The 23518-nt window shown below is 52.1% G+C and carries 20 protein-coding genes and 1 tRNA gene; 8 read left to right on the forward strand and 13 right to left on the reverse strand.

The genetic code is table 11. The features are described 5' to 3' along the window. Nucleotides 1-41: 41 nt before the first annotated feature. The 9 genes from CX650_RS09515 to CX650_RS09555 form a co-directional block, all read right to left on the reverse strand. The gene (locus CX650_RS09515; RefSeq protein WP_101095665.1) at nt 42-443 is read right to left on the reverse strand and encodes a hypothetical protein; all 402 of its coding nucleotides are present in this window, start codon (nt 441-443) and stop codon (nt 42-44) included. A gap of 81 nt (nt 444-524) precedes the next feature. After that, the gene (locus CX650_RS09520; RefSeq protein WP_101095666.1) at nt 525-2480 is read right to left on the reverse strand and encodes a BCCT family transporter; all 1956 of its coding nucleotides are present in this window, start codon (nt 2478-2480) and stop codon (nt 525-527) included. A gap of 393 nt (nt 2481-2873) precedes the next feature. Then, nucleotides 2874-3905, reverse strand: coding sequence for a hypothetical protein (locus tag CX650_RS09525; protein WP_101095667.1), 1032 nt, complete (start codon nt 3903-3905; stop codon nt 2874-2876). Nucleotides 3906-3908: 3 nt separating this feature from the next. Next, the gene (locus CX650_RS09530) at nt 3909-4121 is read right to left on the reverse strand and encodes a hypothetical protein (protein WP_101095668.1); all 213 of its coding nucleotides are present in this window, start codon (nt 4119-4121) and stop codon (nt 3909-3911) included. A 49-nt stretch (nt 4122-4170) separates the two neighbouring features. Continuing rightward, nucleotides 4171-6060: a hypothetical protein gene (locus tag CX650_RS09535; protein ID WP_101095669.1), complete on the reverse strand. Its 1890-nt coding sequence runs from the start codon at nt 6058-6060 to the stop codon at nt 4171-4173. A gap of 57 nt (nt 6061-6117) precedes the next feature. Next, nucleotides 6118-8007: an NHL repeat-containing protein gene (locus CX650_RS09540; RefSeq protein WP_101095670.1), complete on the reverse strand. Its 1890-nt coding sequence runs from the start codon at nt 8005-8007 to the stop codon at nt 6118-6120. Nucleotides 8008-8030: 23 nt separating this feature from the next. Further along, the gene (locus CX650_RS09545; protein ID WP_101095671.1) at nt 8031-9776 is read right to left on the reverse strand and encodes a hypothetical protein; all 1746 of its coding nucleotides are present in this window, start codon (nt 9774-9776) and stop codon (nt 8031-8033) included. A gap of 568 nt (nt 9777-10344) precedes the next feature. After that, nucleotides 10345-10824 carry a tRNA (N6-threonylcarbamoyladenosine(37)-N6)-methyltransferase TrmO gene (tsaA, locus tag CX650_RS09550; protein ID WP_020442393.1) on the reverse strand — a complete coding sequence of 160 codons (480 nt, stop codon included), beginning with the start codon at nt 10822-10824 and terminating at the stop codon, nt 10345-10347. A gap of 79 nt (nt 10825-10903) precedes the next feature. Further along, a complete protein-coding gene (locus CX650_RS09555) occupies nt 10904-11662 on the reverse strand; it encodes a substrate-binding periplasmic protein (RefSeq protein WP_071476759.1) in 759 nt (252 codons plus the stop codon). A 514-nt stretch (nt 11663-12176) separates the two neighbouring features. Between CX650_RS09555 and CX650_RS09560 the strand changes: the two genes are divergently transcribed. From CX650_RS09560 to CX650_RS09580, 6 genes are all read left to right on the forward strand, one after another. Further along, nucleotides 12177-12833: a quinolone resistance pentapeptide repeat protein QnrA2 gene (locus CX650_RS09560; protein WP_039034975.1), complete on the forward strand. Its 657-nt coding sequence runs from the start codon at nt 12177-12179 to the stop codon at nt 12831-12833. A gap of 143 nt (nt 12834-12976) precedes the next feature. Next, entirely contained in the window at nt 12977-13276 is a 300-nt protein-coding gene (locus CX650_RS09565) for a hypothetical protein (protein ID WP_039034974.1), read from the forward strand. Between the two features lie 41 nt (nt 13277-13317). Next, complete coding sequence (locus CX650_RS09570; protein WP_052248180.1) at nt 13318-13752, forward strand: HNH endonuclease; 435 nt, start codon at nt 13318-13320, stop codon at nt 13750-13752. Between the two features lie 231 nt (nt 13753-13983). Beyond that, nucleotides 13984-14307 (forward strand): DUF6694 family lipoprotein, encoded by a 324-nt coding sequence (locus CX650_RS20030; RefSeq protein ID WP_143078423.1) that lies wholly within the window; start codon nt 13984-13986, stop codon nt 14305-14307. A 469-nt stretch (nt 14308-14776) separates the two neighbouring features. Further along, nucleotides 14777-16630, forward strand: coding sequence for a peptidase U32 family protein (locus CX650_RS09575; protein WP_167388638.1), 1854 nt, complete (start codon nt 14777-14779; stop codon nt 16628-16630). Between the two features lie 10 nt (nt 16631-16640). Then, entirely contained in the window at nt 16641-17015 is a 375-nt protein-coding gene (locus tag CX650_RS09580; protein WP_039034973.1) for a PH domain-containing protein, read from the forward strand. Between the two features lie 527 nt (nt 17016-17542). Here the strand turns inward: CX650_RS09580 and CX650_RS09585 are convergent. Both CX650_RS09585 and CX650_RS09590 read right to left on the reverse strand, forming a co-directional pair. Then, nucleotides 17543-17629 (reverse strand) — tRNA-Leu (locus CX650_RS09585). Between the two features lie 130 nt (nt 17630-17759). After that, nucleotides 17760-19349, reverse strand: a complete 1590-nt coding sequence (locus tag CX650_RS09590; RefSeq protein WP_101095673.1) for a bacteriohemerythrin — start codon at nt 19347-19349, stop codon at nt 17760-17762. 272 nt (nt 19350-19621) lie between these two features. Between CX650_RS09590 and CX650_RS09595 the strand changes: the two genes are divergently transcribed. Next, the gene (locus tag CX650_RS09595) at nt 19622-19750 is read left to right on the forward strand and encodes a DUF3149 domain-containing protein (protein WP_071237139.1); all 129 of its coding nucleotides are present in this window, start codon (nt 19622-19624) and stop codon (nt 19748-19750) included. Between the two features lie 85 nt (nt 19751-19835). Here the strand turns inward: CX650_RS09595 and CX650_RS09600 are convergent, their stop codons facing one another. After that, a complete protein-coding gene (locus CX650_RS09600) occupies nt 19836-20447 on the reverse strand; it encodes a superinfection exclusion B family protein (protein ID WP_101095767.1) in 612 nt (203 codons plus the stop codon). A 167-nt stretch (nt 20448-20614) separates the two neighbouring features. Between CX650_RS09600 and CX650_RS09605 the strand changes: the two genes are divergently transcribed. After that, nucleotides 20615-22246 (forward strand): sensor histidine kinase, encoded by a 1632-nt coding sequence (locus CX650_RS09605; protein ID WP_101095674.1) that lies wholly within the window; start codon nt 20615-20617, stop codon nt 22244-22246. A gap of 1 nt (nt 22247) precedes the next feature. Here CX650_RS09605 and pepT read toward each other — a convergent pair whose 3' ends face one another. After that, the gene (pepT, locus tag CX650_RS09610) at nt 22248-23477 is read right to left on the reverse strand and encodes a peptidase T (protein WP_101095768.1); all 1230 of its coding nucleotides are present in this window, start codon (nt 23475-23477) and stop codon (nt 22248-22250) included. Nucleotides 23478-23518: the final 41 nt, after the last annotated feature.

Below are 23518 nucleotides of genomic sequence, written 5' to 3' on the forward strand. Positions count from 1 at the left end.
GGCGTTGCCGGTCAACGCAGTAACGCCTTTTTGAGACAGTTTCAGCTACCTTTGAGTGAGCGCAGCAACAAACCTATGCCACCTGTCAGCAATACCAGGATCACCAAGAGTTCAAAACTGCTCATGCTGCGCAGGTTAAAGTGAATGGTAGAGATCACCCCAAAGATCATCGCTGTGATTGAGCCAATCGCCAATAACCAGCCAAGAATATTCTTGCCGTTATAGAAAATCATCCCAACCCCCAGAATAAAGGGCACCAAGATCATACCGCCGGTGATCCCCCACTGGCTGCCAAATGCGGGGACACCATACAAGCGGGTGCCCAGACCAAAGTTGCTGGATACCCGAATGGCGTTGAGCAGCATATAACCGCCACCACACATCATGATAAGGCCAATAAAAAACTGACCAATGCCGCCGGAACTCCCTCCCGCTCCATTCATGTATAACGTCCTATATTCAATCGATTGATGCGACAAAAATTTTAGCCGTTTTAGGCCCGGGCGGCAAACCGGGCCATAACGTTACGAGTCGCGGCCATTGAGGCGTTCAATAATCTGCGCCTTGGCTTCTTCCTGCGCCTGCAATGCTTCCTCTTCCTGTTTCTGCCGCATCAGCTCATTGAAGGTAATGCGGGCAGACTGGGCTTGCTCCGAGGCTTGCAGTTTACGCTCCTTTGCCGTCATGGCTTCATCTGTGAGGCGCTGCAGCTCGGCAAGTGACTCATCGGGCGCATCCCCTAATTCCAGGTGCGATTCACTGCGGCTCAAGGCTTCACGACGCAGCTGTTTTTTCAGCTCCCAGATAGCGTCCAGGGCTTCACGCTCGGCATCGGCGGCCTCAATGGCGCTGTCTCGCAATTGTTCAAACTTGGCCAGCGCCTGGCCTTCGCGGCTCCAGGGGTCAACCTCTGGCAGATCCGAAATATTAATCACGGGATCCTCGTAACCATCCTGATGACTCAAGTCCAACATGGCCGCCTTGACCCCGGACATCATCAGCATCACGGCGATCACCAAGAGCGGCAGACCACCGACGATAGCCGCCGTCTGCAAGGTGGCGAGCCCACCCATAAACATCAGTACCGAAGGCATAAAAGACAGAGTAAAGGCCCAAAATAGGCGGTTCCAGCGCAGTGGCTCCTCGGTGACATTGTTTTGCACCACGGACGCCAGAATATAAGAGATGGAATCAAAGGTGGTGGCGGTAAAGATGATACACAAGAGCGTAAAGACGGCGATGACCAGATAGCTGAACGGCAACTGCTCCAATATCGCAAAAATTGCCCTGGTCGCCCCGTGTTCATTGAGGATACCCACCACATCCAGCTCCCCCGACAACTGCAACGACAGGCCGAAATTACCCAAGATCATAAAGTACATGGCACAGCCCAGAGAGCCGAAGAAAATTGAACCGGCCACCATCTGTTTGATGGTTCGGCCGCGGGAGATCCGCGCCACAAACAAGCCCATGCTGGGGGCAAACACCAACCACCAGGCCCAATAGAAGATGGTCCAGTCCTGAGGAAAATGGGTATTCTCAAAAGTCCCCAAACCACCGAAAGGCTCGGCCCAGGTGGCCATCATAAAGAAGTTGTTCAACATACGTCCCAGAGAGTCCAGGCCGGTTTCCAACATGAAAATAGTAGGGCCGGCAAACAGAATAAATGCCAGCAGCGCCAGCGCGCCCCAGAAGTTGATATTACTCAGCACCTTAATGCCTTCATCCATCCCCTTATAGGAGGAATAGGCAAACAGTGCAGTACACAGAAGCAAAACCCCAATCTGGCTACCCGTGGTCGATGGCAGCTCAAACAAGTAACTCAGGCCTTCGTTGATCAGCGGCGCCGCCAACCCCAGAGTGGTAGCCGCCCCACCGAGCAAGCCGAAAATAAACAATATATCGATAAACTTGCCGAGCTTGCCGTGACTGCGGCCTTCCCCTATGACGGGCATCAAGGCCGCCGATACCTTGAGCACAGGCTGTCTGCGAACATAAAAGAAGTAAGCAATGGGGATGGCAGGGATCAAATAGATGCTCCAGGCGATAGGCCCCCAGTGGAAGAGGCCATAAGTGGCGGCCCAGCGCACCGCTTCTTCACTGCCGGCTTGAAGTTGAAATGGTGGATGCTGATAGTAATAGGCCCATTCAATTGTGCCCCAATAGAGGATACTGGCGCCTATACCGCCGCAAAACAGCATCGCTGCCCAGGAAGCTGTGGCAAATTCCGGCTTTTCATCGGCATCGCCAAGCTTAATCTGGCCGATGTCAGAGAAGATGATGTAAATCATAAAGAAGAAGGCGGCTAGCCCAAGCGACAGGTAAGCAAAACCCAACTTATCCGTCATAAACGCCTTGGCAACAGCTATCCATTCTGCCCCTTCAACCGGAAACAGCGCCAGCGGGATCACCACCGCAAGCAGCAGGCCCAGAGCACCAAAGAAAGTGGCTTTATCTATGAGTTCGAAGTGTTTTTTCATGCTTTTGCTCTTCTGTTTGTCTCCGTTCGGGAGCTGGGGCCACAGGCAGAGGCCCATGCCGGATAAAATAGGCACAAGTCGCCATCCAGTCGATTATCTTTATCCGGAAAACGTACAAAAAGTGACGTAAATCAATAGGATTGTTACGTGATGAGATATTTGTGTCCAGCTTGTATGAATTGCTGACTATTTCAGTAAATACGATAAAACGCTTAAGACCATAAGGATTTATGAGCTTGATTGCAAGTTTGCCCGGTCAGGGAGGGACCATTCACAAAAGCAAGGAGAGTGATAAGGCCAAGAGAATCAAAAGAACAAAGGAGCCCACAGTCACAGGGGCCCCATACAGACAAAATACCAACAAACGGCAGAATCCGGCAGTCTGCCGCTTCGCTACTGCTTCAGCTTCACCCAGGCGGCCTGGGTTTCACGACTGCTTCTTGGGTCCTTTGGCACCAGCCAAAGCAGCATCATATTCAGCAGTGAAGTCGAGAGCATAGCTCCCCAAAGCAGCATCAGTGAGATGCTGATAAGGATATAACTGACGTAGGAATCCATAAAGGACAGGGCCAGACCGAAAACCACACCGCTCCCGGGTAATAACAGTAGAGTAATAAACAACATCAAACATACCGTCTTGGCGACTGACCACCCCAGATTACGAGCCCTGCGACTGATAATCCTGTAGCCGAAATAGAGGCTGGGCAGTAACCAAAACATGATGAGCGTCCCTGTCCCCTGCCCTTCAAGCCGCAGCAAAGACCGCAACGCAAAAGCAGGAGAACCGGAAGTTTGCACCATAAAGGTCAGCCATCCGAGAAACAATCCATTGCAAAGCCCCAGTATCATGCTGCTGCGAAAGAAAGCCAACGCCGGCGTCTGACGATCGGGGGCGCACCCCTTACGATGAGCCAGCAAAGGGTGTTCAGGTTCAACTTTTACCAAGGGAGGCCGAAACAGGTAGATCAGTAACTGCACTACCAGCCAAACAACAGCGCAGCCCAAGGCAAACATCAAGCCAAGCCAAGGCATAGTCTTGTCAAACTGAAGCATGCTCAGTAGCGTTGGGTAGGAGAAGCCGAACAGGATATTCACCAATGCCAGCGGCACACCGCACCAATACCCGAACGCCCGTCGCCCAATAGCGACATGCGCTGCCAGCAACCCTGCACCTATACTGAGTTGCAGCCCAGTTGCCAAGATAGCCAACAGTAAAATAAAGAAGTCGACCTCTCGAATTGCCAGCAGCAGTGAAGGTGAGAACATGTACACCAGTTGCCACTGATAATGGATAGCCAGCATGGGCAGCAGCGCAGTAAAATAGCGACTCCGGTCGCGGGCTTGTTCCGCCCCGCCAAACTCTGGCTGAACAAAGAGATCGCTAATCACCTTAGCCATGCTGTTGGACGATTGTCTCAATCCCATTGCTCATCCTCCTCGAAATACTTGCCAGTCAGAACTGGATGAACTCAACTCGGCAGCCCAAAGCAGTTCGGTGCCGCCGTCATCGAGTGGACGCATCTGCAATAGATGAAGAACCGGGCCACCTATATCAGACTTTACTTTCAGCAACCTGGGGCCCAATTCGCCCCCCTGGGCGTATCTCTCTGAATAGGGGGTAAAATCCAAAATATCAATCACAAAACAACCCTTTGTTATTTATGATGATTACCTTTAGTTAATCATCATTTTATTGATAATCGTCTTCATCCTGACGGCTCATTTCATATGGCAAGCGGCGGTTAAAGGCCTCGCCATCAGGGGTATCGGCATACTTGCCGAGCAAGGTATCCAGATTGCCATCCTGTTGGAAAAACAGCTCATGATCGACATCGATACAGTTGAGGTATTGGGCCACCAGCGGCAGATATTGGCTGCCGGCCAATCCCAATTGCAACGCACAGTCGGCCAGTGCCGGCTTGCTGATGTGTGGATCGCTGTAACAGTAATGGAGCCGCTCATTGGCAATGAATAGCCCCAGCAGACGCGCCATATAGTTCCGGCCTTCCAATTGGAGGGCCACAGCCTCAAAGAAGCGCGCCTCATCCCAGCTTTCGTCGGCATCATAAAAACCGAGGCGCAAGTCTTTACCCGACTTGAGGGATTCAAAATCTGTCAATGCCCGCAGCACCAGCTTGTCCAAGGCCTCAAGCCTCGCACTCGCTGACTGCAGATCCCTGACTTCGATTCGCGAAAAACCGAGCAAAGGGGGAACTGTATCCTGCACCTGGGCCTGGGCATGGAAGCTGCTCCATTCTGTCTGCTGTAATTGCACAGCAAAGCTCGCCTCCATGGCGGCGGGCGCTTGGTTCATTTGGCTGACCAGCTCTAGAGTGGGATTGGGATTGACGTTGGGATTGACGCGCCACAGATAATGCCAGTCGGTCAGCAAGGCTCCCTTGCCGAGGAGTTTCATGCCCTCCTCGTCGTATAAGTCATCTTCGCCATCCGGGAGATACAGGGGTGAGCGCCACAGCCCGTCCAGAGAAACCTTGCGGGTCGCGCCGCCATGCCAGCCAAGCCAAAGCGCCGCTTCGTCATCGCAGTAGGCAATATCATCCAGCTGTAGCCAGAAACGCCCCTGCGCCTCTTGCCAGTCGAGATTGTCGACATCGGCCGGGGCTAACAGCATGTCGGCGTCATCGGCCAGTTGCTCGCGGGTATATTGACGCACGTAAAAACGGCCTATCTCGCGGCCAAGGCGCAAGTCGATGCGCTGCAGCTGATACGCCAGCGCCTCTGTTTCAGCATCGGCTACCCGGCTTAACGTCATGGCCGGCAGGGTAAGCTCACCGCGCTCACTGTCCAGCGCCAGGGCACACTCCCAGAGCGCTTCATTCCCCGGCGGATTGGGCAGAGGCATGGCCGCCACCTGCAAGAGCTCGGAATAACGGCCCTGCCATTGAACTTGGTTAATGCTACTACCTACTGGGTCACTACCTACGGGGTCACTGCCCACGACAGCCATAGGGTCCAGCCGCAGCAAAAACTGCCAGGCCTGGGACCGACGGCGCCTACTGCGGTGACAATGCAGGATCAAACTGTTATCCGGCCCGGCATAGAGGCGATCGGTAAAACTCAGCCCCATGCTGTCCGGCAGTCCGGTCTCATCGACCTCGGCCCAAGGGCTGCCCTGATTATTCACCTCATCATTCAGCTGCATGGCAGCCGAGGGCGAGAGATCCCTGTCCTCCAGCCAGTGCCAGAGCGTTAAGTCATAACAGCAGCGCCGGTCATTTTCGCCCAGTGATGCCAGGGTTCGGCCATCACTCAATACCGCGACTTTGAGATATTCCATCCCGGTATGAGCCAAAAACTCCTGCTGCCGACGCGCCAGATCCACCAAGTAGATACAGCCCTGCTGATCCCAGATAACGCAGCTCTGCTCACGCCCCGGCACCCCATGGAAACAGCCACTGACCTGCATAGTGCCCTCAGCCATGGGAAAGTCTGTGCTCCAGATGAGCCGATAACCCGAGCCCGTATCTGCCGCTTCATAGAGATACAGGCAAGGGCAGCCATTGTCCGCATCGATATAGATGAGTTTACCGTCGCCAACCGGCGAACTTGTGAATGACATATTTCTTTATCCTTTGCTCAAAAATACCAGCGACTGCCAGTTATCGTCGTTATCGAATTATTCGTCGTCATAGTCGCCTTTCTCGGCCAGCTTAAACTCCGGGTCGTTATAGGGGCTTGGGACCGCCGCCAGGAAAGCCGCCAACTGTTGCGAGTCCTGATGTTCGGCAAAGATCACTTTCAAGGTGCGATTGATATGAAATGGATGCACGGGCAAGGCGCTGAGAACATTGAAATAGTCCGCGAGTTGCGGCAGTGCCTGCCTGTGCTGGCTGAGCGCCAAGGCAGCCTCGGCCAGCACTGGCCGCCCCTCGGCTCCCAGCAAACACCTGGCCTGGGCCAGACGGCAGTATGCCGCCAGGATGGCCGCTATCAACTCAGGCCCCTGCTCCAGACGCACGGCATAGTGGAAGAAGTCGTATTCACTGTGCCGATTCCCCAAACCATCGACAAAGGCAAACCAGAGCCTGCCAGGCTCAGTAACCGCACTATGGGTTATTTTCTGTTTCAAGCGGCCAAGCCAGCCGGCTCTGGTTGCTACAGGGGCTCTGGTTGTTACTGAGGCTAAGGGCGCTCCACACGCCTCCCCCAGGGTCTGCTCCAATTTGGGGAGCACCGCCAGTAGCTGCTGCAAGAGTTGCTGCCTGCCTTGATCCGATGTCAGATCGTCACAATAGAGAGTCACCCTGCCACTGGGGCAAGGCTCGGCCTGTAGTTGGCTGGGAATTTGCAGCGGCTTGGGTTGATAGCTGCAGCAATTGAGCGACAATTTTTGCTGTTCGGCAGCCAGCAGGCTCTGGGGCACAGCAGCTTGAGAGTCGATGTCGACCGAGTAGTGACTGGGCTCATCGAGATCACCGAACGCCAACCAGAGCCGCCCTTGGTTAACCCCCTTGATCATGACCAGATCATCACCATAGTGGCTCAAGGGCCGCCACTGCCCCACAGTGTCTTGACTGCCCAGTTGGTACAGAGGGGAAAGCCTCTCGCCCTCCGGCGACACCTTTTGTAGCACCCCCCCTTTCCAGCCCAGCCACAAGACTTGCTCCTGCTCGCAAAAATAGCTGCAAGTCAGGCTGTTGAGCAGTTGCTGCCACTCGTCGTTATCCTGGTGGGATATCTCACCGGCGGCAATCCGCTCCAGCGCCTCCTGAACCGTTTCGGCATCATATTCATCACAGATATCGGCCATGGCCAGCAAGCGCACCCCGGCATCGATTTGGCGGCCGAGGTTCATATCTATCAGCTGCAACCTGGCTTCGTAACGCACAGGCTCGCCCTCGGCCTGATGACGGCTCACGCCATCGGCGGCCAGGGTAGTGATAAGGCCGTTGGCACGGTTCTGGAACCAATAATCCTGCGTTGAAACCTGCACTGGAGCCGGTTTCCCCGGCAGAGGCTGTTCGGACCAGGTTTCGTTTGACGGGTCAAAATACACCAGTTGCTGAAAGCGGAAGCGATAACCGCCATGCTCATTGCGACCATAAAAGGCCACGCGTCCATCCCGGGTCAGAATCAGTGACTCAGGCTCGATTTCGGCACTCACAGGCCAATGCTGCACCGGCTCCATGGCCGCGAGATCGACCTTGAGCAAGCTGTGGCCGCGGCGCGCAGCGATGCCCACCCGCCCGACCACCCACAGGGTCTGGTTGTGGCTATCGAGCCAAGCCCCTGGGCTTCCGGTGATTTGTAAATCCAGCACCTGCTCACAACTGCGCGCCTGATAATCGCAGACAAAAAGCAGTCCATTTTGGCCCAAGGCCAGAAAGCGAGTGTCATCCAGCCACTGCAACAAGGCCAGCTCGCCATCCTCGGTTCCCGGCAACTCACATTGCCACAACAGGGTGTCGGCCTCGGCAGAACTCTGGATAACCTGAATAAGTTCAGGGCCGATAAAAAACAGCTTGGCCTGTTGCAGGCGGATATTGGTTCTTACATTGGCATTCATGAAGTTATTCCTGTGATTTGCAATCAGGCGGGGGAAATCGGCCAGGGCAAATTCTGGACAAAACGGCGATATTGGCGGCGCTTGAGCAGCCCCAGGCCGTGGCGCCTTTGAATAAGCGGCACTGAGTGCTGTTGATGGAAGGCGGCGCCTGGAGCATCAGCCAGCATATTGAAATAACGAGCCAACAAAGGCAGATAAGCTATATCATCACCGGCCAGCGCCAGCACTGTGTCCGACAAGGCCGACTTGTCGGCGCCGCTGCGCAGACTTGCCGCATCCGGATAGGCCAGCAGCTTCTCAACGGCTTCTGCCAACAGCTCGGCGCCGCCCGGCACAACTATCAGCGCGGCCACAAACTGCGCCTCGGTCCATTCACGGCCATGTCTGTCGCTAAAACGCCACTCCAGGCGCTCACCCTTGACGCTGTTTGGTAAGTCGGCCAGACGGCTGACCATCTCTTTGGCGCTGGCCAGCAAACACTCCCCCAGCTCCAGATAATCGGCCTCAATAAGATTGAGTCCCGCATCACCATGGGCCAGGCTCTGCTGCTCACTCATCACCAACTCAGGTTTAGGCCAGAAATAACAGGGCAAACTCTGGCACTCGGCTTCCCCAGGCAACATGGGCCTGACAGTGCTGGTATCCAGTGCATATATCTCGAACCCCACCAGCAGCAAACGATTGGCTGATGCAGAGGTCAATTGATAGTCATAGTGGTCAAAGGCTACCAGGGCAAAGGGATTGGCTTCATCGCCGGGGAGTGGGCATTCGTTGGCACGATAGCGCGGCGACAACGCCTTGAGGCGGAAGTGTTCCTCTGGCGCCAGATAGCCTTTCATCAGCTCGCCACTGCGCCAACTCAGCCAAAAAGCGGCTTCATCCCGGCAAAGGCGGATACCGCTCAGCCCGTCAAACAGGCTTTCGAGCGCGTCAGTCAGCTCCTCTTCATCACAGGCATCTTCGCCGCTCCTGAGCGACTCAAGCAAAGTGGAAAACTCATCCGGTTCCAACAAGCCATCATGGCTGTCAAACCAAAGCACCGGCTGTTGCCAAAGCACATCAAGAGATTCGAGTGCTACCAGTTGCAACTGCAGAGCGATGCGAGGACTGTCACCGCTCTCATCCAACAGACACTCAGAAACCGGCAATAACGCCAACTGCCGGTCAGGGCAAAGGTGTATACTCGGGTAACGGACGCCTTTAAGCAGCGGTTTGCCCTCAACCCGGTGAAATTGGCTCTGGCCATCGACCACATTGATACACCAGAAGCCATGCTCCCGCTGCGCCAGAGAGCCGCATTTACGCTCATAGAATAAAAAACAACCGTCACGGCGCCGCACCATGGTGCTGCCAAGGCGGCGATTATCCAGATATTCAGGCAAGCAGATATCGTTAATCGGCCGCCAGTCGGCCAGCGACCAGCCCAGAAGACAGGGATATTCATCATCCCCTCTTGGCTGCTCGGCCACGTACCAGAACTCGCCTCTGTCTTTATCCAGCCAACCATGACCATAGATGCCGACATTTGGCAGATTGACCATCAGCCGAGGCCCGGTTTCGATATCACCGGCATAGATCTGCCCGGAGCAGGTGGCGACCACAAATTCGCTGTCGCTGTAGAAGGCGCTCAGCACCACTTCATCCTCGGCCTGAGGTAACTCATACTGCCAAAGCAATTGCTGACGGCCGTCAGCCAGCGGCGTCAACAGCTGCAACTGCGGGGCGCCGGCCTGCTTCGGGGAATGTAAAATCCATTTGGCAGCTCTCATTTGAGACTCCTGTTGTTAACAGTAAAGAGATAGCCACGTCCGTATATCGAAACGGCATGATGAAATAGCCCCAAAGCACCCATCAAACATAAAAACAACTTGGCATGGCTAAGGGGGCTTGCCAGGTGCGTATACAGAGCAAATAAAGGGGAAGGAAGCGTTTGGCCTAGATTAACCAGCGGCCTAATGGGAAACTGAACGACAATAGCAGTTTTCAAAACAATCCTTTTCGATGGCCTTAAGGCCTGAGCCCATCCAGGGCTCACTTAAATTCAATTCGACCGCGATAATAAGCACAGTCAATACAGTCGAGGCGGCCGCCAGAGCATCCTTAAGATCCCTTGGCGGGAGGGTGGATTTTGACGATTCCAGCCATTGGAAACAAGTTAAAACACCAACAAAGTGATATGAATCAATAAGAGGGAAAAAATTTACACCATAGTCAAAACCGACTAAACGGATAAAAAGCTCAGCTCACTGCGGCGAGAATGTCGGCGTGGCCAGGCGCGAGGAAACCAGAGCAACCAGGATATGCTGCTCCGGTGATAAAATAAGAACGGTTTCTGTATCAGGCAAACCTGTCATCAGAGAGGGTTTGCAGTGGATCTTTGCCCTGTTCATACCAACCATCACGGGTATTTTGCACGCAATCAAATGCCTGAATATAAGGTTTGATATCTATGATGGGAGTGCCATTGAGCATATCGATCCCCTTAACATGGATACGGTTGCCCTCTAAACGGTCAATTTCCAGTATCGACAGGCCTATGGGATTAGGGCGCTTGGGTGAGCGGGTTGCAAATACACCACGCAATTGATTATCGAGAAAAGGTTTAACCTTGAGTGCTCCCTGCTTACATTGATGCAGATGAAACAGCACATAAACATGGGAAAAACCATCGAGGTCGGCCAACCCTTCGGCGTAGTCGGGATGGATCACCAAGACCCCTTGGTTATCGGCGACCTTGCTGCCCTGGATCGGCATATTGGCCAATTCTGTGTACTGGGTTTCGGCATGGCCTATGGCGGTAAAGCTGACAACTTGCATAACAACTCCGTTGCAAATACAGAGTTGCAGTCTACCTCAAGGCTCAGAGGGGATCCTCAAGACAACTCACATTCCCGCCTCAGGGAACGCTGAGCAAGGTTTCTTCATCAAAGTACTTCTGCCTCAGACGCCGCCCCTCTTCCGAGCTCAAAACACGGTTGAGCACAGCCTGAAAGTCACTCACCAATTGTGCAGGGATACCGGCACTGAATGCAAAACACAAAGGCTTATGACTGACCTCAAGCAAAGGCGCCATCATGTCCGGTTCATAGCCTTGCCGTTTAAGGGTACTCACCAAGGTTAATCGGTTGCTGGACAACAAATTGGCTCGGCCACTACTGAGCACCCTAATCGCCTGCTCCAGGCTGCTGGTACGCACCAACAAGCCGGGATTAAAACCATGACTCAATAGCAACTGCTCACCCACATCATCTCTGACTGCCACCACCACTAGCCGCTTGGCGTCATCCAGGCGGGTTAATCTCGGCGCCATCTGTTTAAATGCATACAGATTTAACTCCAAAGTGCCCAGACTGCAGGCCCATTGAAACAGGGGAACCCTGGCATCTATGCGGGCCGTGGAAAACAACACCACGTTATCGCGGCTTGCCAACAGGTAGTAGCCTCTGGCCCATGGCAATATCTCTATGGGTTGCGGCTCAACCGCCATCTCCCGCCAAACAAGATGCAAAATGTCGGTTGTGAATCCGGAAACCTGACCCTGTCCCAAACTAAAATTGTAGGGAGGGTATTCTTCAGTGAGATACCTGAGCTGGCTCAGATCCGCAGCCGCCAGCACACTGCAACAATAGAGCAATAGCGGAAAAAGTAAGCGCATAACTACCCCCCCGGACAACTATATCTATAGGAAGGACCTCTGCAGGTCTTCAGTGCTATGCCTTGAGTGCCAATGGTTGTGCACGCCACTCTCGACAGAAAGAAGGTCACGAGGATTTACTCGCGCCCAGCTTAAGTGTTGTCAAAGGTGGTTCAACATACAAACCCGGGTTTCAATGCTTATTAACTCATTGTATTTATATATTTTTTAACAAAACCATTCGAAAGGAAAGTCCTCACATCCAGCAAGCCACGTCAGCAGCTCACCAAAGGCTTGCATTATTTTTCACGACGCCTTCACCTAAAGGCTCTCAAAATGTCGATTTACCCCCTTAAAATCGCGTTTTAAGCACTTATCAAAGTCATGATTTTAAAAGTTTTATTTTTAGTGATATTCCAGAGTGCCGATGTTAGCCTGCAAAGATTATTGGGAAGGCGCAAACCAACCCCATATTTGCCTGCCTAGGCAGAGTTCGCCGAAAGAGGTAGCGCCCTCCCTGATTAAAGGAAGCCGTATGGATATTATCGATAAAGTTTTTCAACAAGAGGATTTCTCACGCCAGGATTTGAGTGACAGCCGTTTTCGCCGCTGCCGCTTCTATCAGTGTGACTTCAGCCACTGTCAGCTAAGGGATGCCAGTTTCGAGGATTGCAGTTTCATTGAAAGCGGTGCCGTTGAAGGGTGCCACTTCAGCTATGCCGATCTGCGCGATGCCAGTTTCAAGGCTTGCCGTCTGTCTTTGGCTAACTTCAGCGGTGCCAACTGCTTTGGCATAGAGTTCAGGGAATGCGATCTCAAGGGCGCCAACTTTTCCCGGGCCCGCTTTTACAATCAAGTCAGCCATAAAATGTACTTTTGTGCGGCTTATATCTCAGGCTGCAACCTGGCCTATGCCAATTTGAGTGGCCAATGCCTGGAAAAGTGCGAGCTGTTTGAAAATAACTGGAGCAATGCCAATCTCAGCGGTGCTTCCTTGATGGGCTCCGACCTCAGCCGCGGCACCTTCTCCCGCGACTGTTGGCAACAGGTCAATCTGCGGGGCTGTGACCTGACCTTTGCCGATCTGGATGGACTCGATCCCAGGCGGGTCAACCTCGAGGGGGTCAAGATCTGTGCCTGGCAACAGGAGCAACTGTTAGAGCCTCTGGGGATAATAGTGCTTCCGGATTAGCCTGAAGGCAACTTAAGAGGCAAATATCACTTGAGTTCCGCGCTGCAACAGGGCAGATTCTGCTATAGCAGAGCATTACCGCAGGAATGCCGTTTTCTCTGCTGCCGCAGCCGACGTTATACCTTCCCTTCAAAGGAGGCATTATGAAGACTCAACTGCACGCCGAGCTGGCTCAGGTCAAGCGCTCTTTGGCAATCACCCAACTACTGGGAGCACCAGGCATCTTACTCATAGGTTTGGCACTCTATGGCCTGGTTATCGCCGAAGGAGATGCCTTCATCCAGGCGCTCAATAATCCTATCAATTGCTATCTATTAATCGCCATTGGCTCGGCCATCACGCTCTGGGAAGCATTAAAGATTATTAAGCTCTCCAAAAAACAAACTCAGCTTCTCAAACAACTCGATGAATGTAATGAGTTGTCGGAAAAGGAAAACGCTTGATGCTGAAAAACACCTAATGAATTAGACATATAGGAGAAATAATGGAATTAGAGATCCAAGTTACTTTTCGCACAGGAGACAGCATAAGAACCCGACGCTACAAGAGTGAACAAGGTGCCTTACGGGGCATTTGGAAATGGCTCAACAAGCATCAGGAGCAGGGAGATATTCAAGCCAGCTTCTTTTCCCCCGAACAGGGCCACCGCATCTTTACACAACCAGAGCAGCTCAGTGAATTTGAGCCCCAAACCATAGATAACTTTTATCAATCCAGGGCTTGGCTAGCGCTCAGATATCAGGTGCTGCAAACTCACGAGCACAGATGTGCAAAGTGTAACCGTACTAAAGCCGAACACAATATAGTGCTGCATGTTGACCATGTACTACCTCGCAGCAAACACAAAGACAAGGCATTAGATATCAATAATCTGCAAATACTCTGTGAAGAGTGCAACCTGGGGAAGTTGGACAGATGATTTATTGTTCAGTAAATCACCCGTCAAAAAAAACAACTCATTTACCGCTCAGAAACAAAGCTGCTAACATTCAAAGTTGGGCAAAGCACGTAATTTTATAAAAAATATAAGTCAACAACATAGACAAAAATCAGCTTTCAACCAGGCATTCTCTCAAGCTTAGGTTTTTGAAAGCATACTTTTAAGTACTCAGCAGCAGACACATGAGTAACAACATACGGAAATTTGCATATGAAAAATATAATAATTGCGGTCTTTTTAACCGGACTAGTAGCTTGCAGCTCTACGCCAACAGCCATGGTTTTCGACGGCAGCAGTGCAGAATCCACCCAACGAGGTGTTATTAGTATCATGAGAACATTAAATTCTCATGACAAACAGGAATTCGTGATGGCCTTGATGAAAATCCAACATGCCGAATTCGACAGTCCTCTGGCCGCGATGAAACACTCAGATCAAGCGGGTCAAATTGACTTTGCCCTGGTGGGTAAAAAAATCGATGGACTCACCTTAGAGCAAGTGCTCAAACTTGCACAAAAACCAAGCAACAGGTAAAAACTGCACAACAAAGCCGCTAACACGTTAGATAATAATGGCGCGCATCAGCAGTTATCCCGACACAAAGAGCCATATTTTGGCTCTTTGTTGCAGTTGGAGGCGGGAGTCTACCGGAAGTTCTGATTGAGTAAGCATGTCTATAGCACTCCTTGCCAGGTATGAGTATCTTCTCATGCCACCAAACCAAGCTCAGTTTAGTAAGACATTGAGAGTTAGAGGTTAATTATCCAACAGCAAGTATTGAATACTGTCGGGCGCAGTGTTGCCTCTACTGCTATTATCGGCTGAAACAGCAAAAACAGGGCATAAGTCACAGTTCCCCTATCATGAATGGCAGGCTCTGCTATAATTTGTGCCCGAAATTTCTCAGCCAATTCCAGACGAGCGGTAAGTCATGTCCACTACAGGTGTTGAACTCTTTAATCCCGGCCAACAGACACAAGCCCCTGCTGCGGCCCCCAAGCAAATGGTGCAATTGGCCGATAACAAGTTAGAGCTGATGGCGCCGGCCAAGAATGCCGACTTCGGTATTGAGGCCATTCGCCACGGGGCAGATGCGGTCTATATTGGCGGCCCGGCGTTTGGTGCCCGTCATACCGCCGGTAACAGCATAGAGGACATTACCCGCCTTTGTGAGTTTGCCCATAGATATCACGCTCAGGTATTTGTCACCATCAATACCATATTGCTGGACGATGAACTGGAAGAAGCCAGGCGCCTGATCTGGGCGGTGTACGAGGCAGGTGCCGATGCCATTATTGTGCAGGACCTGGGGCTGCTTGAGCTGGACTTGCCCCCAATTGCACTGCACGCCAGTACTCAGATGGATAATCGGGTTCCGGCCAAAGTCGCCTTTCTCGAGCATGTGGGCTTTTCTCAGGTAGTGTTGGCGCGGGAGCTGAGCCTGAGCCAAATTCGCGCCGTGGCCGCCGAGACCAAGATGCGACTTGAGTTCTTTATCCATGGCGCCCTGTGCGTGGCCTACAGCGGCCAATGCTATATCAGTGAAGCCTACACAGACCGCAGTGCCAACCGCGGCGAATGCTCACAACAATGCCGGATGCCGGGTAATCTCAAGACCCGCCAGGGCGACATTATTGCCAGCAACGACCATATGCTGTCGCTGAAGGACAACAACCAGACAGATAACCTCGAAGCGCTGATCGACGCCGGGATCCGCTCCTTCAAGATAGAGGGCCGACTCAAGGACCTCAGCTACGTCAAGAATGTTACCGCTCACTACCGCCAGCAACTGGATGCCATCATGGCGCGTCGGCCCGAGTTTGAACCCTCGTCCCACGGCCGCTGCAGCTACAGCTTCACCCCGGATCCTGACAAGAGCTTTAACCGCGGCAAGACGGACTACTTTGTCAATGAGCGCAAGGCGGACATCGGCGACTTCCGCACCCCGAAATACTTGGGAATAGAGGTCGGCAAAGTCAGCAAGATAGGCAAAGACTTTATCCAGGTCGACTCGGATACCGAGTTCCACAACGGTGATGGCCTGGGCTTCTTCGCCGCCAATTATCAAAAGGCCAGATTGTCGGATGACAAGCTGACAGGTTTTCGGGTCAACCGCGCCGAGGGCAACACCCTGTATCTAAAAAACATGCCGAAAGATCTCTATGTCGGTGCCACCTTGTATCGCAACAAAGATCAAGCCTTTGAAGCCCTGCTGGCCAAAGAGTCTGCCGAGCGCACCCTGTTGGTGGACTTCAGCCTCAGCAATACCCAGACAGGTCTGGCGCTGACCGCCGCCGACCGTCATGGCCATCAGGCGACAGTGACCGCTGACTTCGAAAAACAGCAAGCCAAGGATATTGGCCGCAACCGTGAATCACTCGGCAAGCATCTCGCCAAGCTGGGCAATAGCGATTTTCGTCTCGGACAGGTAGATTTGGGCGATGCCGAAGCCGTTTTTGTACCGGCATCCATCATCAATGGCCTGCGCCGTGATGCCGTTGCAGCCCTGGACGAAGCGCGCATTCAGGGGTATCAAAGACCCACGCCCTGGATACGGGACGATAGCGCCCGCTTCCCGCAGCGCAGCCTGACCTATCTTGGCAATGTGGCCAACCAAAAAGCCAAGGACTTCTATACCCGTCACGGGGTGGTATCCATCCGTGATGCCTATGAAGTGCGGCCGGTGAAAGGCGATGCGCCTTTGATGATCACCAAACACTGCATACGTTACAGCTACAACATGTGCCCCAAAGAAGTGCCGGGGATCAAGGCTGAGCCGCTGGAGATGGAGCTGGGTGGCAAGCAGTTCAAGCTGGTGTTCGACTGCCATAAGTGTGAAATGCTGTTGGTAGGTTAAGGAGAAAAATATGGGATTTTTAAATGCCTTGATGGGCAATGCCAGTGAAGTGGATCTGGATAAACTCAACGAAGAACTGGCGCCTATTATGGCCGACAGCGAACAGTTGCAGCTGGCCTATAAACTGGTACGCGACATCTTTGTCTTCACCAACAAGCGCCTGATCTTAATAGATAAACAAGGCATGACCGGCAAGAAAGTGAGTTATCACTCCATCCCCTACAAGGCGATAGTACACTTTGAAGTGGAAACCGCCGGGCGCTTCGATATGGATGCCGAACTCAGGCTGTGGATCTCAGGCCAGACAGAGCCCCTGGTCAAAGAGCTAAAACGCGGCACTGATGTGGTGGGTATTCAAAAGACCATAGCCAAATTCACGCTCTGAGGTTAAAAAGGGAAGGATTCCCCCTCACCTATTGACTCGAAATGGACGTATTTACTGTGACTGTTTCGCTGGAGCGCCCTGCAAAGAATGTTAAATTGGGAGGGATTAGGGGTAGGCAAGACGAGTGTTTGCACCGAACACCAACCAAGGCAAAAGTGTGTAACGCCTTATTTTAGCCACAAAAAAAACCGACTCAAGGTCGGTTTCGGCTCTCTCTAAGAGAGATGGTACCAGAGGTCGGAGCGACGGGGCTGGCCTTCCAACCGACACGCGCGTGGCGCAATAACCTGCCCAAACCTACCCAGACCTGACTCGGAGCTAAAAACGAAAAAACCGACTCAAGGTCGGTTTCGACTCTCTCTAAGAGAGAGATGGTACCAGAGGTCGGAGCGACGGGGCTGGCCTTCCAGCCGACACGCGCGTGGCGCAATAACCTGCCCAAACCTACCCAGACCTACCCAGACCTGACTCGGAGCTAAAAACGAAAAAACCGACTCAAGGTCGGTTTCTGCTCTCTCTAAGAGAGATGGTACCAGAGGTCGGACTCGAACCGACACGCTTTTAAGGGCGGGGGATTTTGAATCCCCTGTGTCTACCAATTTCACCACTCTGGCACATTTAGATTGTTTCGCGACGATGTCTCATCGGCGAGTGAACGGAATTATACCTGTGCTCACTTCAATGGCAAGCGCTTTACGAGCCTGTTTACCAAAATCCTGTTCGGTTGGACAAAATTCGCTCTGACTACTGGGCTCCGCGGGCAATTAGGAAGCCTGTGTACTCCTTGTCACTGCCCTGAATATGGTTGATAAGCCAGGATTTAAGGAAGGCCATCAATTCATCGGCAACATCTTCACCACTGGCCACTCGCTTCTGGAAATCCAGTACCTTAGCCACCAATTGTTGGTGCTTAAGCTTGTGCTGTTCGGTCTGCGGGTAACCGAAACGGGCAAACAACTCCTCTTCATAGGCGAAATGATTGGCAGTGTAATCCACCAGCCCCTGTACTATGCGTTTAATTGCTTCCAGGCCATAAGCTTCTTCCAGAGTGCGGTGAAGTTCATTGATCAGGGATACCAGACGTTGGTGCTGACGATTAATCTCTTCCATGCCGAGATCCAACTGCGGCCCCCACTCAACAAAGCGATGGCGTTTCTCCAACTGCTCCATCGCCCGTTTGTCGACATGGAAACGCCCAAGCAGGGAACTGATCTCCTGCGACATATTGAATACTTTCAGACTGGATAGGTTGGTACTGTGAGTTTCTTTGGCATTTTCGACCGCCACTTGCGCCATAGAGAAGATATTGTTGCTGATCTCTTCGGCAACTGTCTGCTGTTGTTCCGAAGCCGCCGCTATTTGATGCGACATATCTGTAATGCTTTCAATCTGCGCCACAATTTGCCCCAATGCCTGCTGCGCCTGATGAGCCATCGCATGGCTGGCACTGGCCTGCTCGACACTGGTTCTCATCACTTTCACGCCTTCATCGGCACCCTGTTGCAACTGCAGTATCTGCTGTTGGATCTCAACTGTAGCTGTAGATGTGCGCTGCGCCAGACTACGGACTTCATCGGCAACCACAGCAAAACCTCGGCCATGCTCGCCGGCGCGGGCACTCTCAATAGCGGCGTTCAGCGCCAACAGATTGGTTTGCTCAGCCACTTGGGAAATGGTGTCAATAATGGTGCTTATGTTGTTGCTGTCTTCGGCCAGACGAGCGATAACTAACTGGGTTTGCTCAACCTGAGCCGACATATCATCTATCTGCCGTACCACCTCTTTGACGGTTTGGTCGCCGCTGCGAGCTGCCTGCATGGCTTCCTCCGCGGCATTGGCAGCACAAGCTGCGTTACGGCTGACTTCCTGTACGGTAGCAACCATCTGATTCATAGCGGTCGCGGCCAATTCAGCTTGTTTTTCCTGCTCCTCCACTCCGGTATGGGCGGCATCGCTGATAGACTTGATATCCATGGCCACGTTCTTCATCGTATCGGCAGTATTGACCAAAGACAGAATGGTGCGACCAACGTCCTCTCCCATACGGTTGATACCGTGGACCACAGAATGGAACATGCCGGCATCCTGCTCCGACAACTGATAGCTGAGATCGCCTTCTCCCAGATGACGGGCGGCATTTTCCAAGCGCTTGAGATTGGACAGCTGTCTGGCACCAAGCCAAGTCAGCACTATCAAGGCAGCCAATAGAGAACCAAAGGCGAGATAACTGCCGCCGTGTAACAGGCTCCACAAGGGGTAAAGCAACAAGAGCAACAGCAGATAAAACTGCCACCGGCTTAATATCAATTTCGAAAGACCTTGGGATGTTTGCATCGCACGCTCCTTGCCAATGAACAGTCTCAGCCCAAGCCACCCTACTCCTTTAATGTGGTGATGAATATTATCCTTTGCTCCTATTCCCTTCAGCGAAATAACGCCCTTGTTTCTCACTCAGCTAATTTAAGCAAAACATGATACAGCTCATATTTTAACAAGGCGATTTACCCAATTAACAACTCTGACAACATTTGTTGATCGAGATCAGCTTCAGTTTTAGCAAATTTGATTAGTTTAGCTTTGACTTTACAAGAAAGAGGATTTCAGTGATGGCATTCTGGTTAGATCTAATGTTCGGAAACCCCATAGGTTTACTGTCGATGATAGTTATCTTCAGTACTATCGGGATCATCTCCTACATTATGTGGATGTTTATTGTAAAGTCAGCAAAGCCTTAGCTTTGACTTCCATGTTCTTTTAAATGCAATGACATTTTTGAGTATTGCTTGGGCAGCCCTGTGGCTGCCCTCTTTTTTATTGCGATTAAGCAGCGTGTTTCCGTACTTGGGCAATAGCATTGATAAATTGCGGTCTTGCCTTGATAAGATATTGCAACTCTTCCTGACTCGGTTCTCCCGGAGGAAGACGCAACACTCTTCGATTTAAATGCTTACGGGCTGCCATCGCTATCTTGTACTCGGCGGTGGGGCCTTGAATAGCGTAATGGCGTTCATTTCCCAGGCTCTCGAGTATATGCGCCTTGAGCAGCGCCTGTACGGGAGCCTCATTTTGCGGCAGGGTCAAAACACTGGCTCCCTGCAAAAAGAACTCTCGTAACAAGGCCCGCTCGGCCGGATCCAACAACCTCACCTTAGCTTCAATCATTTCGTTGATCCGGCGCTCACTCAAACGGCTTATCGCTTCATCCAACAACAGATTGACGGCCAGCGCACCAATATAGGCCAAGGCCAGCAACAGTGTCAGGCCAATATAATGGGCATTGGTGTCTACCCAGGATTCCAAATGCAACAGGGCCAGCAAGGACTTTGGCATAAACAGCAGCAATGTGGTTATCAGCAGCACCCACAGTGTCAGTTGCAATGCAGCGGCCTTGAACTTGCCCTCTTTCAATACCTCAAGTTTCAGTCTCTTCATGGCTCTATCCAGCGTCAGAAAATTGTTCCAACCGCTAATCAAGCAAAACCAGTGCCAGGATTGCTCAGCGAACTTTGCCATCAGCAGCAACAAAAAATGCCGCGAAAGTCAGATGCGAAGCTATGCTTAAAGCTATCCACAGCAAGCACTTAAGATAGTTGAAATTAATGCCCGGTTTTATGCAGCAGCTCATCAGTAGTCCCATCGGCCGCAGGCTGACTCTGGCTATTATCTTGTTCAGCTCACTGATCACTCTGGTGACCACAGGTTTGCAGTTGGTTTCCGATTACAAGGGTGACATTGGCCGAATCAACGATGAGTTTGCCAATATTGAAAAAGCCAACCTGGATGTGCTGGCGGCAAGTATCTGGGTAATAGATGAAAGGCTTATCAAGACCCAACTCAACGGACTCAACCAACTGCCGGATACCAGCTATGTGGTCATAGAAGATGACAGTGGTAAAGAATGGACCGCCGGCGAGTACAGAGACCAAGGTGTAATAGAGAAGCGCTTTCCGTTGGTGCACAAGACCAGCAGCCAAAATTTCAATGTCGGTGAGCTGAGAGTTCAAGCCGATCTCTCCAAAATCTACGACAGATTGGTGAACAAGGCCTTACTGATACTACTGGCCAATGGTATCAAGACCTTTCTGGTGGCCGGTTTCATTCTCTATCTGGTTTGGGCCACCATTACCCGGCACCTGTTGCAACTGAGTGAGTACTGCTCAGAGCTCGATTTGGAGCAGGATTATCAACCACTGCAGTTTAAGCGCCGGGACAAACAGGATGAATTTACCCAGGTTGCCCTGGCCATCAATTTGATGCAGCAACAGCTGCGCGCCTCCTTCACACAATTGAACCGCTCCCGCTACGAACTGCAAGAAGCTCTGAGTGACAGGGAAAGACTGTTGGAACTGGAACGCAGTTATAAAGATGAGCTGGCAAGGCAGGTCAAAGAACAAACCAAAGAACTTGAACAGTCGCTGTTGGTGTTGGAACGGGCTCAACAGGTGATGGTCGAACAGCAGAAAATGGCCGCGCTCGGCGGTCTGGTATCCGGCATCGCCCATGAGATAAACACCCCGATAGGTATCTGCCTCACCGCTGCCAGTAGTCAGCTGCAGCATATCAATGAATTGGTTGAACTGTTGCAAAACGATGGCGCTACGCTGGAAGAGCTCAATGCCATTCTCAACGAATATCAACAGAGCTGTGAACTGATCATCAGTAACATTACCCGCGCCAGTAACCTGATCCAGAAGTTCAAGGCGATTGCTGCCGAGCAAGGCAATGACGTGCACGAACAGATGCTGCTACTCCAGGTATTGCAGGAATTTGCCGATGCTGTAGCGCTATCTTTCAAGCAATTCCAGGTAGATGTGGAGATCCAGGTCGAAGCCGATCTTTGGCTTACCAGCAGCCACAGCCTGCTGAAGCAGATAGTGACCAACATACTTTCCAATGCCTATGCTCACGCCTTTGAGGGTGATACCGGCCATCAGATCAGCATCAGCGCACAACAGCAGGGTCAAGAACTACAGCTGGATATCGAAGACAATGGCAAGGGAATTGCCCCCGAGATTGCCGGCCAGATCTTTGAGCCCTTCTTTACCACCAGCAGACGAACCGGCGCCACCGGGCTTGGATTGGCGGCGGCCTTCAATGCCGTCACACTACTGAAGGGCAATATCACCCTTCTCAATGACTCCAGCCTCGGCGGCGCACACTTTCGGGTTCGCTTCCCGGCTGTGATAGAGTCCCGCCCCGCCGATGACGACAGGGTAGAACTCTTTATTTAGATTACTCGGCGTATCTTTGGGTGGTTAACCTGGCGATATTGATGATCACCTCTACCGCCTTTTCCATTGACTCAAGGCACACATACTCATGTTTGCCATGGAAATTGTGGCCGCCGGCAAAGATGTTGGGGCAAGGCAGCCCCTTCCAGGACAGTTGCGCACCGTCAGTGCCGCCGCGGATAGGTTTGATATCCGGTATGATACCGGCCATCTCCATCGCCTGACAGGCAATATCTGTCACATGAGGCACAGGCAAGATGCAGTCCTTCATATTGTAATAACTGTCGCTGATGCTAATCTCCAGGCTACCGGCCTGCAGCTCGGCATTGCATTTGGCCACAGATTCCTGCAGCCAGGCCTTGCGCTGCTCAAACTGAGCCCTATCAAAGTCCCTTATCAGGTACACCAACCTGGCTTCTTCTGTTTGGCCTTCCATGGATAACAGATGGAAAAAGCCCTGATAACCTTCGCTGGTCTCGGGTGCATCATTGAGTGGCATTCTGGCGTGAAATCTGGCAGCCATGGTCAAGGCATTGACCATCACCCCATAGGCACTGCCTGGATGACAATTATTGCCTTTGGCGGTGATCACCGCAGTGGCGGCATTGAAGTTTTCATATTGAAGTTCGCCAACTGCGCCACCATCGACTGTATAGGCCCAATCGGCGCCGAAACGCTCGAGCTCCAAGCCATCAGTACCTCGCCCTATCTCCTCATCGGGCGTAAAACAGAGGTTGATCTCTCCATGGGGAATTTCAGGGTGTTGCAATAGATAGTGCAGCGCCGTGATGATTTCGGCTATGCCTGCCTTATCATCCGCGCCCAATAGCGTAGTGCCATCGGCAGTGATCAATGTTTTATTGAGATAGTTCAGCAAAGAAGGAAACTGCTCAGGACTAAGCGCTTCCCCCTGCTCCAGTTCAATGATCTGCCCTTGGTAGTCATCTATCACCCGAGGTTTTACCCCGGCGCCGGAGTAATCTGCCGCCGTATCCATATGAGCCAAAAAGCCGATTGCCGGCACCTTGGCAGTATTCGCCGCTAATTTGGCATAAAGGCAGCATGATTCACTGAGGAAGACATCATCAAATCCCAACTCGAGCAGTTCTTGCTGTAACTGCCTGGCAAAGGCCACCTGACCTTGGGAACTGGGAATAGACTGGGAGTTCGGATCGGCTTGTGTATCCTGTTTGACATACCGCAGGAAACGATTGAGCAGCGCTTGTCGCATAAGCTGAATATCTGTAGCGAAAAAGTGTCTGGATTCTAACA

The sequence above is a fragment of the Shewanella indica genome, from assembly GCF_002836975.1.
Classification (GTDB): Bacteria; Pseudomonadota; Gammaproteobacteria; order Enterobacterales; family Shewanellaceae; genus Shewanella; species Shewanella indica.

Excerpts from the sequence above, each read along its gene's own strand:
- CX650_RS09515 (WP_101095665.1), bottom strand. The coding sequence starts at position 443 with ATGAATGGAGCGGGAGGGAGTTCCGGCGGCATTGGTCAGTTTTTTATT.
- CX650_RS09520 (WP_101095666.1), bottom strand. The coding sequence starts at position 2,480 with ATGAAAAAACACTTCGAACTCATAGATAAAGCCACTTTCTTTGGTGCT.
- CX650_RS09525 (WP_101095667.1), bottom strand. The coding sequence starts at position 3,905 with ATGGGATTGAGACAATCGTCCAACAGCATGGCTAAGGTGATTAGCGAT.
- CX650_RS09535 (WP_101095669.1), bottom strand. The coding sequence starts at position 6,060 with ATGTCATTCACAAGTTCGCCGGTTGGCGACGGTAAACTCATCTATATC.
- CX650_RS09540 (WP_101095670.1), bottom strand. The coding sequence starts at position 8,007 with ATGAATGCCAATGTAAGAACCAATATCCGCCTGCAACAGGCCAAGCTG.
- CX650_RS09545 (WP_101095671.1), bottom strand. The coding sequence starts at position 9,776 with ATGAGAGCTGCCAAATGGATTTTACATTCCCCGAAGCAGGCCGGCGCC.
- tsaA (WP_020442393.1), bottom strand. The coding sequence starts at position 10,824 with ATGCAAGTTGTCAGCTTTACCGCCATAGGCCATGCCGAAACCCAGTAC.
- CX650_RS09555 (WP_071476759.1), bottom strand. The coding sequence starts at position 11,662 with ATGCGCTTACTTTTTCCGCTATTGCTCTATTGTTGCAGTGTGCTGGCG.
- CX650_RS09560 (WP_039034975.1), top strand. The coding sequence starts at position 12,177 with ATGGATATTATCGATAAAGTTTTTCAACAAGAGGATTTCTCACGCCAG.
- CX650_RS09565 (WP_039034974.1), top strand. The coding sequence starts at position 12,977 with ATGAAGACTCAACTGCACGCCGAGCTGGCTCAGGTCAAGCGCTCTTTG.
- CX650_RS09570 (WP_052248180.1), top strand. The coding sequence starts at position 13,318 with ATGGAATTAGAGATCCAAGTTACTTTTCGCACAGGAGACAGCATAAGA.
- CX650_RS20030 (WP_143078423.1), top strand. The coding sequence starts at position 13,984 with ATGAAAAATATAATAATTGCGGTCTTTTTAACCGGACTAGTAGCTTGC.
- CX650_RS09575 (WP_167388638.1), top strand. The coding sequence starts at position 14,777 with ATGGTGCAATTGGCCGATAACAAGTTAGAGCTGATGGCGCCGGCCAAG.
- CX650_RS09580 (WP_039034973.1), top strand. The coding sequence starts at position 16,641 with ATGGGATTTTTAAATGCCTTGATGGGCAATGCCAGTGAAGTGGATCTG.
- CX650_RS09590 (WP_101095673.1), bottom strand. The coding sequence starts at position 19,349 with ATGCAAACATCCCAAGGTCTTTCGAAATTGATATTAAGCCGGTGGCAG.
- CX650_RS09595 (WP_071237139.1), top strand. The coding sequence starts at position 19,622 with ATGGCATTCTGGTTAGATCTAATGTTCGGAAACCCCATAGGTTTACTG.
- CX650_RS09600 (WP_101095767.1), bottom strand. The coding sequence starts at position 20,447 with ATGAAGAGACTGAAACTTGAGGTATTGAAAGAGGGCAAGTTCAAGGCC.
- CX650_RS09605 (WP_101095674.1), top strand. The coding sequence starts at position 20,615 with ATGCCCGGTTTTATGCAGCAGCTCATCAGTAGTCCCATCGGCCGCAGG.
- pepT (WP_101095768.1), bottom strand. The coding sequence starts at position 23,477 with ATGCGACAAGCGCTGCTCAATCGTTTCCTGCGGTATGTCAAACAGGAT.